At 70.5% G+C, this 12437-nt stretch carries 11 protein-coding genes and 2 pseudogenes; 4 read left to right on the top strand and 9 right to left on the bottom strand.

Going from position 1 to position 12437, the window contains the following annotated elements; translation table 11 throughout:
• Positions 1–254: 254 nt before the first annotated feature.
• The 4 genes and pseudogenes from OG747_RS24185 to OG747_RS24170 all read right to left on the bottom strand — a co-directional run.
• Positions 255–484, bottom strand: a pseudogene (locus OG747_RS24185) (transposase); the annotation flags it as partial.
• A 131-nt stretch (positions 485–615) separates the two neighbouring features.
• A complete protein-coding gene (locus OG747_RS24180; RefSeq protein ID WP_405881426.1) occupies positions 616–2046 on the bottom strand; it encodes a DMT family transporter in 1431 nt (476 codons plus the stop codon).
• Positions 2047–2133: 87 nt separating this feature from the next.
• Positions 2134–4140 (bottom strand): FtsX-like permease family protein, encoded by a 2007-nt coding sequence (locus tag OG747_RS24175; RefSeq protein ID WP_405881424.1) that lies wholly within the window; start codon positions 4138–4140, stop codon positions 2134–2136.
• Entirely contained in the window at positions 4137–4883 is a 747-nt protein-coding gene (locus OG747_RS24170) for an ABC transporter ATP-binding protein (protein ID WP_405881423.1), read from the bottom strand. The genes OG747_RS24175 and OG747_RS24170 overlap by 4 nt, the downstream gene beginning before the upstream one ends.
• A 119-nt stretch (positions 4884–5002) precedes the next feature.
• Here OG747_RS24170 and OG747_RS24165 point away from each other — a divergent pair, with 119 nt between their 5' ends.
• Together OG747_RS24165 and OG747_RS24160 are read left to right on the top strand one after the other, a co-directional pair.
• Entirely contained in the window at positions 5003–6259 is a 1257-nt protein-coding gene (locus OG747_RS24165) for a sensor histidine kinase (protein ID WP_405881422.1), read from the top strand.
• A gap of 86 nt (positions 6260–6345) precedes the next feature.
• Positions 6346–6969 carry a response regulator gene (locus tag OG747_RS24160; RefSeq protein WP_405885645.1) on the top strand — a complete coding sequence of 208 codons (624 nt, stop codon included), beginning with the start codon at positions 6346–6348 and terminating at the stop codon, positions 6967–6969.
• Between the two features lie 39 nt (positions 6970–7008).
• Here OG747_RS24160 and OG747_RS24155 read toward each other — a convergent pair whose 3' ends face one another.
• Together OG747_RS24155 and OG747_RS24150 are read right to left on the bottom strand one after the other, a co-directional pair.
• Positions 7009–7347, bottom strand: coding sequence for a DUF4333 domain-containing protein (locus OG747_RS24155; protein WP_405881421.1), 339 nt, complete (start codon positions 7345–7347; stop codon positions 7009–7011).
• Positions 7348–7676: 329 nt separating this feature from the next.
• Entirely contained in the window at positions 7677–8276 is a 600-nt protein-coding gene (locus OG747_RS24150) for a TetR/AcrR family transcriptional regulator (protein WP_405881420.1), read from the bottom strand.
• A gap of 140 nt (positions 8277–8416) precedes the next feature.
• Here OG747_RS24150 and OG747_RS24145 point away from each other — a divergent pair, with 140 nt between their 5' ends.
• Positions 8417–9547, top strand: a complete 1131-nt coding sequence (locus OG747_RS24145; RefSeq protein WP_405881419.1) for an FAD-dependent oxidoreductase — start codon at positions 8417–8419, stop codon at positions 9545–9547.
• A gap of 171 nt (positions 9548–9718) precedes the next feature.
• Here the strand turns inward: OG747_RS24145 and OG747_RS24140 are convergent.
• Both OG747_RS24140 and OG747_RS24135 read right to left on the bottom strand, forming a co-directional pair.
• A pseudogene (locus tag OG747_RS24140) lies at positions 9719–10090 on the bottom strand (Tn3 family transposase); the annotation flags it as partial.
• Between the two features lie 256 nt (positions 10091–10346).
• Positions 10347–10553 (bottom strand): hypothetical protein, encoded by a 207-nt coding sequence (locus OG747_RS24135; RefSeq protein ID WP_405881418.1) that lies wholly within the window; start codon positions 10551–10553, stop codon positions 10347–10349.
• Between the two features lie 269 nt (positions 10554–10822).
• Between OG747_RS24135 and OG747_RS24130 the strand changes: the two genes are divergently transcribed.
• Positions 10823–11176, top strand: coding sequence for a hypothetical protein (locus OG747_RS24130; protein ID WP_405881417.1), 354 nt, complete (start codon positions 10823–10825; stop codon positions 11174–11176).
• Positions 11177–11572: 396 nt separating this feature from the next.
• Here OG747_RS24130 and OG747_RS24125 read toward each other — a convergent pair whose 3' ends face one another.
• On the bottom strand, positions 11573–12334 hold the full coding sequence (locus OG747_RS24125) for a phosphoglyceromutase (RefSeq protein WP_405881416.1): 762 nt from the start codon (positions 12332–12334) through the stop codon (positions 11573–11575).
• Between the last annotated feature and the right edge of the window lie 103 nt (positions 12335–12437).

The raw sequence follows: 12437 nt of genomic DNA, 5'->3' as shown, positions 1-12437 counted from the left end.
CACAGTTTCGTGTGGCGCCATGACGCCGCACCCGGCAAGGAAGATCCACGCTGTGATTCCGCTCTGCTCGACCACGGCCGACTCGGCCTGGATGCGGTCGGCCTCCTCTCCCAGTTCGTCCACGCGACGGCGAGCACCCAGCTCACGCTGCTCGAGGGGCCCAACCAGCGAGGGCATCACGACCTCACCGGGAGCCACAGCACGACATGCCACTACTCCCACGGAACCCCCGGCCCTGCGCCCGAGCAGCGAAACTCGAAGGCCCCGGCCACGTCCCGGTCCACTCTGACCTCGACGGGACCGACATCGGTCAGCGCTGTCCTGCCGTTGTTCTTCCCGGCCTGATCATGCTTCTCATAGCCGACGTGATCGGTGATCTCGCCTTCCAGGGCGGACTCCAGCACCCGCTTGGTCACCTGCTGCAACAGCCCCCGCCCTCACCGGTCAGTTGCAGGCCCTCACCGCGGGCCCGGTCAACCAGCATCGCGATCAACTGCTCGTCCTACGTGGCCGCACCGACCGACTCGACCACGGGCTCTTCCTCGATCGTCATCTCACTCACTTGGCGTCTCCGTGATCAACAGATCCGCCGTTGATCAGGCACTCCCGTCCGAATCACTCCTGATGGGAGTGAACGGTCTTGTGCAGCAGGCGTCCGTCCAGGACGGCAAGCATCTCCGTGCTGTAGTACGGGTCCTGCTGGCACATTGTCCGTAAAGCCGAGGCCAGTTCGTCGATGACATCTTCGCCCGTCACGCCGTACCACTCCTGGTAGGCGTGGTCGAGGCAGGTGCGCGTGCTGGGGAGATCCCGGCGCGCCGAAGAGGAGTGGAACCGGGCGGCGGTCAGCCACAGTCGGGCGGAGAGGGCGTGGTCCGCAGCGATACGGGCGACGACGGCGCGTACCTCGATCCAGTGCGTGGCCTCGGCGGACTTGGCGCCGTGGACGCGGACGGCCTTGTTCTCCAGCTTTCTTATGGTGGCCTCGACCACCGTGAAGCGTCCCATATACGCTTCGCGCCACAGAAAGGCGTGGATGTCGTCACCGGGTATGTGGTTCAGGGCGAGGAGCGGATGCTGCGGGAAAGCGACGAGGCCACGTACCTCGCCTGTGGTGTCCGTGTCCGTTACCGGATCCGCGCGCCGGGCGTCCGCGACCACCACCGCGGTCACTCCCAGCATGATCATGAGCAGTCCCGGCCACGCTGTCGCGGCGGGCAGCTGGCCGAGCCACAGCCAGGCGATGAGTGCGGCCACGGGTGCCTCCAGCAGCAGCAATATGCTCACCGCCGTGGCCGGCGCCCGGCCGAGGACGAAATTGAGGGAGAACAGGCCGAGCAGCTGAGGAAAGATCAGCAGACCCAGCAGGGCGAGCCAGGTGCCACCGTTGAAGGCGAACAGAGGCGTTCCGGTGACGAGGCAGAGGATCAGCAGCTCCACCGTACACACTGAGGAGCACAGCACTGAGTACACCATCGTGCTGACATCGGGGCGGGCCTGTTCGCTGATCGCCGTGTAGCCGGCGAGTGCGATCGCGCCCGCGAGGGCGAGCGCGTCACCGACGACCGCTTCGATGCCCGCCCGCCCGTCCATACCGCTGGCGATGGCCGCGCCCGCCACGGAGATGCCGAGGCCGGCCCAGGTCGCGCGCGGCAGCCGGTGGCCCTGCAGCGTCGAGATGAGGGCCTGCCAGACGGGCTGGGTGGCGACCAGGGCGGTCGCCATGGCGACACTGGTCATCCGGGTGCTGGACATGAAGGTGGCGAAGTGCGCGGCCAGCGCCGTACCGGCGAGAGCGCCCAGGAGAGCACCTCGGCGTTGCTCCTTGCGCACGAGAAAGCGCTCGCCGCGGAAAACCTTCCTGAACTCGCGTCGGCGGATCAGGGCGACCACCGGTCCGAGGGTCAGGAGCCCCAGCGCGTTGCGGCCCAGCGCCAGCGCGAGCGCGGAGCCGGTGGCGAACGCGGTGAGCGGCGCGGTCGCGGAAAACGCGCCGACCGTCACCAGCACGGCGGTGATGGAAACGGCATCAAGCTTTGTGCGCATGGCGTGGGGGAACCTTCTTGCGATAAGGAGTTCATGGATGACCGTCAAAACCGATCAGCGAGGTCGAGGTCGGCGGCACAGTTCCGGCTAGTCCGGGCGCGGGCCCGCTTCTCCCGCGACCGTGCGCAGCAGTGGGCGGCTTGCCGCGCTCGCGCCGGCCAGGCCCGCGAAGCCCAGCGCCAGGCAGCCGACGAGGAGCGCGCTGCCACGGCCGTCGAACTGCGGGGCACCCCCTGCGAGCGTCAGCGGCGCCGCGCAGAACAGTCCCGTGAGCACCGCGCCGCCCGCGAGTACGGCGGCGGGCAATACCGACTCCGTACGCCTGGCCGCGTCCAGGACGCGTAGTGGGGTGCCCGCGAGGTGGAGCAAGCCGTACGTGCGTCGGCGGTCCAGGACGGACGAGGCGGCCGTGATGCCCGTCGAGGCGATGGCGATGGCGAAGCTCGCACCGAGCACGGCCAGCGTCACGAGGTGGAAGTCGCGGTCGAACTGCCGCGACTGCCAGTCGACATCGGGGCCCGTGACCGGGTACTGGCCGGGCACGAGGCCGCTGAGCACACCGCGCGCCGCGTCCAGTCGGCCCGGGTCCGTGACGGTCGCGGTGACCTGGCGCTCGCCACCTCCGCCCACGCCGCTGGCGACCCAGTCGTCGTTCGTGCCGACGGTGGCGTGGATGCCCGCGCGCTCCAGGCGTGCGGTGGCCTGCTGCCGCACGGCGGCGACGTGCTCCTTCGGCACGGACAGCGCGAGCTGGTCCGCGCTGCCCCACGGCGAGTCGCCGCCGAGGCTGAACAGCGCGAAGAAACCGGCCACGAAGGCCGCCAGTGTCAGCGCCGACACCGCACGCCACACGGACTTGGGATCGTCGAGCAGGCGGCGCCCCGCAAGGAGCGTCGCCGGTCGCCGCGCCGACCCGGCCACGAGAGTGCCGAGCAGGCCGACCACCCAGGGGCCGATGACGGACAGTGCGGCGAAGACGGCGGCGCAGCAGTACACCACCGCGTCGATGTCCATCGGCTTGCCCTTGGACAGTTGCCAGTAGCCGAGCAGTACGGCGACGAACAGCAGTGCGCGTACGGCGTTCATACGGGGAGTGCGCGAGCGGCGTACGACTCCGAGCGGGCCCACGACCACCTGCCGCAGTCCCGCCAGCGCGCTGGCCGCCACCATCAGCACCACGCCGGCGAGTACGGCAAGCAGGACTCCCGTACCGACCCAGAGGTCGGAGACGTACCAACTGCCGCCTGCCAAAGGAACCTTGGCCGCGAACGGCAGCAGAATCCCATAGCCCAGCGCGCCCGCGACGGCCCCTGCCGTACCGGTCAGCGTCGCCTCGGCCACCGCGATCCCCGCGATCCGGCCCGGCGCCGCACCCAGCAGCCGCAGCGTGGCCAGCCGTGTGTCGCGACGAGAGACGGACAGCCGGGCCGAAGAGGCGCCGAGCACGAGCAGCGGCACGATCAGCAGTACCGTGGCGATCTTCACCAGAGCCTGGTACTGCGCACCGAGGCCGTCCGCCGTGCGCTTCCCCGCGAAGTCCGCGACGGGTGTGGGCGTGACGATGTCCCCCGGGCGGCGCGGGTCGGTGCCGCGCTTCACCGTCATCGCCGGGTCATCGGCGCGGTGCCCGACGACGGCCACCTTCTCGCCGGGCCTGACCAGCGCGGCGCGGCCGAGCATGCCGGTGGTGGTGTTGTTGCTGCCGGGCAGCTTGCCGAGCGCAGGCGACGTCCATACCTCGCCCGGCTTCGGGAAGTGCGGCATGCCGGGAGGCGCGGGCGCCTCGCCGCTCCGGCCCGGCAACGCCGCGACATCGACGACGGTCACGGGCTCACCGCCGATGAAAGTAGTGCCCACCGCCTCGACTGCCACCGCGCGCGAGAGCCCGGCCTTGACGGGGGTACGCCAGTCGGCGTGCGCGGCGCGTGAGCCGAAGCCGAGGTTGGCGCCGACGCACAGGAGCAGCAGCGTGGTGCAGATCGCCGCTGCGGCGACGGACAGTCCGGCGCCGAGACGGCCATGCCTGCCGCCGCCGCGGAGCAGCCGCCAGGTCAGTGTCCAGGTGGTGCGGTCCAGGGTCCTCGCAGTCCTCATCGCACAACTCCGTCGGTCACGCCGGCCGTCACGCCGGTCCAGGCCGGGCCCGCGTCAGCCTCCGCGTCCCGTACGATCCGCCCGTCCCGCACCTGCACCGTACGGTCGCACCAGCGGGCCACCGTCCGGTCGTGGGTGACCACGACCAACGCCGTGTTCTGCGTCCTGGTGACTTCCGTCAGCATCCGGATCACGTCCTGCCCGGTGGCCTGGTCGAGCGCGCCCGTCGGCTCGTCGGCGAAGACGACCTGGGCGCCCGCGACCAACGCCCGTGCGAGTGCCACCCGTTGCGCCTGCCCGCCGGACAACTGACCGGGGCGGCTGTCCTCCTTGCCCTCCAGGCCCAGCGGCGCGAACCACTGGCGCGCGCGCCGCTCCGCCTCGCGGCGCGAGGTACCGCCGAGCATCAGCGGGAGCGCCACGTTCTCCACTGCCGGCAGTTCGGGCAGCAACTGCCCGAACTGGAAGACGAATCCGAAGCGGGTACGGCGCAGCTCGCTGCGGTCCGGCTCGCGCAACTGGTCGATGCGCTCGCCGTTCAGCAGCACTTGGCCGCTGTCCGGGCGCTCGATGTTCGCGAGGCAGTGCAGCAACGTCGACTTGCCGGACCCGGAGGGGCCCATCACGGCCAGCGACTCGCCCGCTCGCACGGCGATGTCCACGCCGTCGAGCGCGTGGGTGGATCCGAAGGACTTGGACAGTCCGATGCCGCTCAGCACGGGCGGCGAAGAGGTGTTGTTCATGTGGTCCAACATCCGCTTCCGGTAAGGCCCGTCACCTCGGCCGACCGACCGGTTCGGAGCCGCCGCGTCGTCCTTTCGGCCGAGGCCGTACGACGGGGGCCGCCCCTACGCTGCGAGATGTGTCAGACAGAGACGATCACACCCGGAATTCCCCGCTGCCCCACCGCACCGCCCTCACCGCACTGGGGGTGGTCATGGCGCTGTTGTGGGTGGTCGACGTGGCCGGCGTCGCGTCCGACGCCGGACTCGAAGGCGGCAACGCATGGTGGAGGCTGGCCCCGGGCCTCGTGGCGGCCGTCGCGCTGCTGCTGCCCGGCAGACGTCTCGCGCCGGCCTGGGGCGCGGGTGCCGCGGTGCTCGTCTCCTGGACGGTGACGCTGGCCCTCTTCACGTCCGTGAAGCCGTCGCTGATCGCCGACTGGGGCCTGCTGGAGACGCTGTGCCTGCTGCTCCTGCTGGTGCGCACCACGAGAGACACACCGCAGCCCTGGCTGGCCGCCACGCTGGGCACCGTACTCGCCTCCGCCGTGATCGCGGCACCGATGCGGATGCACGACGAGAGCGGCAACTCGGTCTTCTCCTTCCTCCTGATCTTCTTCACGGGCGGTGCCGTGGGCCTCGGCTCCTACCTCCGTAGCCTCGACGACCGCAGACGCCGCGCCGTCGCCGACACCCGCCAGAACGAACGCCTGGAACTCGCCCGTGAACTGCACGACTTCGTCGCCCACCACGTCACGGGCATCGTCGTCCAGGCCCAGGCAGCCCGTACGATCCGCGAGATCGCGCCCGAGCAGGTGGACCCGCTGCTGCGTGGCATCGAGCAGGCCGGGGGCGAGACCCTGCAGTCGATGCGCAAGCTGGTGCGCGTGCTGCGCGACGACACCACACGGGCGGTGCGGCCGGGGGAGCTGTACGCCGAACTGGGCGACCTGGTCGCCACGTTCTCCGAACGCGACCTCCCCGCCACCCTGCAGGTCGCGGCCGAGGCCCGGCAGGCGCGGCCGGCCCCCGAGGTGGAGACCTCCGTGCGGAACGTCGTGCGCGAGGCGCTGACGAACGTACGCCGCCACGCGCCGGGATCACCGTCCGTCTCCGTACGGGTCGCCCTGTCGGACGATGACGGCGATCACGGCGACAGCGGTGATCGCGCGGCTGCCCGGCGGCTTCGGGTCGAGGTGCACAACGCACCACCGCCCCGGCCGGCGGCGCCGAACGCCGAACCTCTCGGCGGGCGCGGCGGCCTCGGCCTCATCGGGCTGACCGAACGCGCCGAGGCGGTCGGCGGCACGCTCCACGCCAGCCGGGCCGAGGACGGCGGCTGGAGGCTGACGGCGGAGTTCCCACTGCGCGGCGCTGTGGCAGGATCCCCCGCATGACCAACGCTGGCGGATCAAGCGCGTCGGGCGCATCGGGCGGATCAGGCGGATCGTCGATCCGGGTCCTGATCGCCGACGACCAGGAAATGGTGCGCACGGGCTTCCGGTTGATCCTCCAGACACAGCCCGGTATCGAGGTCGTGGGCGAGGCGGCCGACGGCGCGGAGTGCGTGGACCTGGCCAGGAGGCTGCGCCCCGACGTGTGCCTGGTCGACATTCGGATGCCGAAACTCGACGGGCTGGAAGTGACCCGGCTGCTCGCGGGCCCGAAGGCCGTCGATCCGCTGCGCGTGGTGGTCGTGACCACCTTCGACCAGGACGACTATGTCTACGGGGCGTTGAGCAACGGTGCCTGCGGGTTCCTGTTGAAGGACGCGGGCCCCGGACTGCTGGTGGAGGCCGTCCGCGCGGCAGCGCGCGGCGACGCGCTGATCTCGCCGTCCGTGACCGTGCGGCTCCTGAAGCGGATCGGCGAACAGCGGCCCGCCTCCAGCGGCGAAGTGTCTTCCGGCCCGCTGACGGAACGGGAGTTGGATGTGGCCCGGCTGGTCGCCGACGGACGGACCAATCAGGAGATGTGCGCCGAGCTGTGCGTCTCGCTCTCCACCGTCAAGTCCCATCTGACGAACATCCAGGTCAAGTTGGGGCTGCGGAACCGCGTGGAGATCGCCGCCTGGGCATGGCGCTGCGGCGTGGTCGGCGACCGCTGAACCCGTCGCCGCACCACGCCGTCCGGTCTCCGACTCCCCCTACTTCGACAGCCCGTAGTCGAAGCTCACCCTGTCGCCGTTCACCCCGGTCACGGAGATCAGCATCGTCTTCGTCTCACCCTTGAAGACGGCGGTGCACTTCACGGTGTAGTCCATCTTCGCGTGCAGCCCGCTCGGGCAGGTCACGGACTGCGGGCCGTCCTGGACGAACGGGATGCCGTAGTTCTCCTTGGCCAGCTTCTCGACCACCGTGCGCGAAACCGTGTGATCAGCTCCGCCCGCGGTGGCGACCGACGAGTTGTCGAACACGTTCCACGCCGTCACCACGCCTCCCGCCAGCACGGCGGCCGCGGCCAGGGCTATGACGATGCGCTTCATGGGGTGCTCCTTCGATTCCCGCGACGGCCGGACCCTACCGGCTGTTCTCCTCAGAGCTTCCTCTCACGCCTACTCAGCCACCTCGGCACAACGGCCGGTAGTGACACCCGGGCCCCGGCCGAAAGGACGACGGCCGTTCGCTGCGACGCACCACGTTCCCACCGGATACACCGGATGCGGGTTCTGATCTTCCCCCGGGGGGCGCCGTGCTTGGTGAACGCGTCCAGCTGTGAGTCGAGTTCCTGGCCGAGGGTCGAGCAGCGGGCGTCCCCGTTGGTGAGAACGGGCCGCCCTTCCGGGTCCGCGCCGCCTGACGGTTGGGACCGAGGTCAGTCGCGGCCGTGACCGAACCGCGGGGCCGGGGCGCTCCATCCGTGTTCGAGGAGGTCGAAGGCGGCGTCGACGGCTCGTTCGGGGTCGTCGGCGCGCTGGGCGAGGGCGGAGGTCTCCAGGGCGAAGCGGGCCAGGGCGGCGCTGCGCGGGTCGTCGGGTGTGACGCCGAGGTCTTGGGCGATGGCGCGGGCGAGGGCGTCCTGGTGGCGCATCCACATGCGGTGGGCGTAGTCGCTGAGGGCCGGGGTGGTTTTCACCAAGTAGAGGAAGTCGGCGTAACGGGCGTCGGAGTCGGCCCGGATGCGGACACGCTTGACGTGCGCGCACAGGGCCTGGGGGATGGTCGTGCCGGGGGCGCGGTCGCGGACGGCGGTGACGAGGCCGGCTTCCTGGTCGGCCTCCTCGTCGAAGACGAGCGCCTCCTTGCTGGGGAAGTGCTTGAGAAGCGTGGTTGTGGACACGTCGGCGGCCTCGGCGATCTCGTGCAGGGTCACCGCGTCGTAGCCCCGTTCGATGAAGAGGTTCAGGGCGGCGTCGGCGAGCGCCTGGCGCGTGGCGGCCTTCTTGCGCTCGCGCCGTCCTCCAGGTGTCGTCATGCTCTCATCGTACACAAAGGTGTCCGATGAAAAAAGTTGTACCGTTGCACTTATTTGGTGGTTGTGCTTTCGTGGAGCGGCCGGACCGGTACCCGACCGTGCCAGCTCCTGCCCCGCACACTCCGACAAGGAGAATGACCATGAACCGCATCGCCGTCATCGGCGCCGGACCCGGCGGCCTGACCTGCGCCCGCATCCTCCAGCGCCATGGCATCGACGTCGCCGTCTATGACTCCGATGCCTCCGCGACCGCCCGCGACCAGGGCGGCACCCTCGACATGCACCCCGACACCGGACAGCACGCCCTGCGCACCGCGGGTCTGTGGGACGGCTTCACCGCCCTGGCCCGGCCCGAGGGCGAGCAGATGCGCCTGGTCGCCCGCGACGGCCGCGTCCTGTTCGACGCCGCTCCGCCCCAGGACGGCCAGGGCAACCCCGAGATCGACCGCGGGCAGCTCCGCGACCTCCTGCTCGGCTCCCTGGCCCCCGGCACCGTCCGATGGGGCCACAAGCTGGAGCGCGCCGAACCGCGCGGCGACGGCCGCCACCGCCTGCACTTCACCCACGGCCACAGCACCGAGACCGACCTCGTCGTCGGTGCAGACGGCGCCTGGTCCCGCGTGCGCCGCATGCTGACGGACGCGGTCCCGCTCTACACCGGCGTCACCTTCGTCGAGACCGGCCTGAACGACGCCAACACCCGCCACCCGTCACTGGCCGCCCTGACCGGCAACGGCACCATGATGGCCCTCGACAACAACCTCGGCTTCGCCGCCCAGCGCAACAGCGGCGGCCACATCCGCATCTACGTCGGCATGCGCACCCCCCAGGACTGGCACCAGCAGGCCGGCGTCGACCTCACCGACCCCGCCGCCGTCCGCGACGCCCTCCTGCACCGGTTCGCCGACTGGAGCCCCGCCCTGCGCGGCTTCATCACCGACACCGACACCGGCTACACCAACCGACCCCTGTTCGCCCTGCCCGTCCCCCACACCTGGGAACCCACCCCCGGCGTCACCCTGCTGGGCGACGCCGCCCACCTGATGTCCCCCTTCTCCGGCATGGGCGCCAACCTCGCCATGCGCGACGGCGCCGACCTCGCCCAGGCCCTCACCGAACACGCCACCGCCGACGACGCCGTCACCGCCTACGAGAAGATCCTCATCCCCCGCTCCGTCGAAGCGGCCGAGGGAGCCGCTGAAGGCATCGACGGCGCCTTCGCCCCCGACAGCGCCGAGCAGACCCTCGCCCACATGACCGCCCACCACTGACACCCGCCCCCGGAATCCGCCCGAACCCCCGCAACAGCGCCGACGGTGGGGCGATCGAGCGTCAGCGGGGCCACCGGCCCCTAGCCGCGCTCACCCCTCGCCGGCACGGGTTCGCCCCGGTGCCGACCGCCTGGGACAACGGACCTGCTGGGCCGTACGGGCCGGCCGGGCTCAGCCCTCATCGCCGTCGCGGGCCGGCTCGGCCGCGTCCGGGTCGCGCAGGGGCCGGTGTCCCCCGTCCCGGCCCGCCGGCGGCGAAGTTGAACTGGTAGCGGCCCATGAAGTTGATGTGCCGGTCCTTCAGCGGGGAGATGCGGGCCGCGTCCTCCTCCTTGATCCCGTGGCCCTCGGCGTGGAGCTGGGAGACGGCAGCGTCCGGATAGCGAATTCTCCAGAGCCCACGGCGTGGAGGACGAGGCCCGGACCGGCCAACTGATCTGCCTGCCCGTCGCGGTACGCCTGCCGGATCCGGCCCCGGCCGCCGTGGCAGATGGCACAGGCGAAGCGGTGGCGGGAGTCCTGGACCGTGAGCTGCCGGTTCATCAGGAAGGGGCCATCGCTGTCGGGTTCCGTCCACACGTCCCGGATTCCGACCGCTTCAGCCAACAGACGCAGGGCCGCTCCTCGGCAGCTCGCTGCGCTCGCGCGCGACGGCGGGCGGGAGCTCCCGCCCGCCGCGTGCTTCCGGGCCGACTCGAACCTAGCGTGCCCGACGGGTCGGCACAGTCCCTGCGACTCTCCCGGCTACGCTCGCGCGCGAGCGCCCCGCGGCGCGTGGCTGCGGGGCGCCTTGTGGGGTTTAGTCGACCGGCTCCCCGTCGTGCGTACCGCCCTTGCAGAGGTTGCCCGGCTCATTGATCGCGGGCGTTCCGCCTCCCTGCCTGCACTGAGAAGGGGTGACGTAGGATGGCGCACCCTGTGCGGTGGCGGTGGCGGCGCCTGTGAGGCCGAGTCCGGCGAGGGCTGCCGTGGCGATGACGGCGGCGAGGATTCGTCGAATGCGCATTTGGTTCCCCTTTCACGGGATTGCCTCGGTTGGGGCACTAGTCAGCTTGATCTTCACCCATGTGGGTGGCACGTCATGTTGCGCCATTCGGGTGACAGCGCTGTCGGGTGCGGGGTCGGTGACGCGACCCGTCGGACAGGCCCTAGCCGGATCGGTCAGTGACGGCCGTTCCGGCCGCTACCAGGCCCCGGAGGACGCTACTGGACGCGGGCGATTGCTGGGGTTGCGGTACCTGGCTGCTGTACCGCAGGATCCCGGCGGAGGTGACCATGGAACGGCATTTGCTGGAGAAGCTGTTGGCCGGTGACGACGAGGCGTCCGTGGCTGCTCTGGCCGCCCTCCACAGCGGCGCCACCTACAGCGTGTGGGACACGGCGCATCCCGCACAGCAGCACGCCGGGGTCTTCGCACGCCGACTTCGGCGCATGCGGCTGCACGGAGTAGAACCTCTTGGGCTGGAACGAATGGTGCGGCTCCTCCGTGAGCATGGCCGGCCGGTGCGCGGAGGGCTGATCGATTCTGCCGATCAGAAATGGACCTTCCTGATCTACTTCACCGAAGACGGCAGCGCACTGGTGGCCTGCGCCCGCCTGCAGCGGTGGGTCGAGCGATCACCGCTTTAGGAGTTCGATCGCTGCTCGGCACTGTCGGGGAGCCGCCCAGCCACGCCAGCCGTGCAGGACCGCGTAGGGGTGCTGGCGTCCGGTCGGCCTCGGCCTCGAACGGGATGTAGCCGACCTCGTCGATCACGATCAGCGGGTAGCGGGCCGAGCTTGACCAGTTCGTCCTAGGGCCAGTGAGCACATGGTTAGAAGGGTCGGCTTCGAGCCGCTTACAGAAGGGCCTGATGAGTTCGATCCGGAGATGCGCCAGTGGTACGTCATGGCTGATCCTCCGGACTGACCCGTCAATTGCGATGGGCAGCCATCACGCATCTGACGGCCCCTAGACGGCCCCAGCCCACTGAAGAGCCCCCTACCAGCGGGGAACCCGCTGGTAGGGGGCTTGATCGGTCCGTCTTACTTCTTCTTGCCCTGGTTCTTGACCGCCTCGATCGCGGCGGCGGCCGCATCCGGGTCGAGGTAGGTGCCGCCGGGGGTGAGCGGCTTGAAGTCGGCGTCCAGTTCGTAGGAGAGGGGGATGCCGGTGGGGATGTTCAGGCCCGCGATGTCGGCGTCGGAGATGCCGTCGAGGTGCTTGACGAGGGCGCGGAGGCTGTTGCCGTGGGCCGCCACCAGGACCGTACGGCCCGAGAGGAGGTCCGGGACGATGCCGTCGTACCAGTACGGGAGCATGCGGATGACGACGTCCTTCAGGCACTCCGTGCGGGGGCGGAGCTCCGGGGGGATCGACGCGTAGCGCGGGTCGTTCGACTGGGAGAACTCGCTGCCGTCCTCGAGGGGCGGGGGCGGGGTGTCGTACGAGCGGCGCCACAGCATGAACTGCTCCTCGCCGAACTCGGCGAGGGTCTGGGCCTTGTCCTTGCCCTGGAGGGCGCCGTAGTGCCGCTCGTTCAGGCGCCAGGAGCGGTGGACGGGGATCCAGTGGCGGTCCGCGGACTCCAGCGCGAGCTGGGCGGTGCGGATCGCGCGCTTCTGGAGCGAGGTGTGGACCACGTCGGGCAGCAGGCCGGCGTCCTTGAGCAGCTCACCGCCGCGGACTGCCTCCTTCTCGCCCTTCTCGTTGAGATTGACGTCCACCCAACCGGTGAACAGGTTCTTCGCGTTCCATTCGCTCTCGCCGTGGCGGAGGAGGATCAGCTTGTACGGTGCGTCGGCCATGCGTACGAGCGTAATGGAAGCCTTCGTCCCCTCGCTCACCCGCCCGCAGGCCGGACAGTTGACGGCATCTGTTAATCGACTGGCTCGCGGCCACGGGCGGCTC

Origin of the sequence: Streptomyces sp. NBC_01384 (assembly GCF_045040035.1) — a bacterium.
GTDB lineage: Bacteria > Actinomycetota > Actinomycetes > Streptomycetales > Streptomycetaceae > Streptomyces.
Note: the sequence above shows the minus strand (reverse complement) of the source record. Positions and strands in the feature narration are given on the sequence as shown.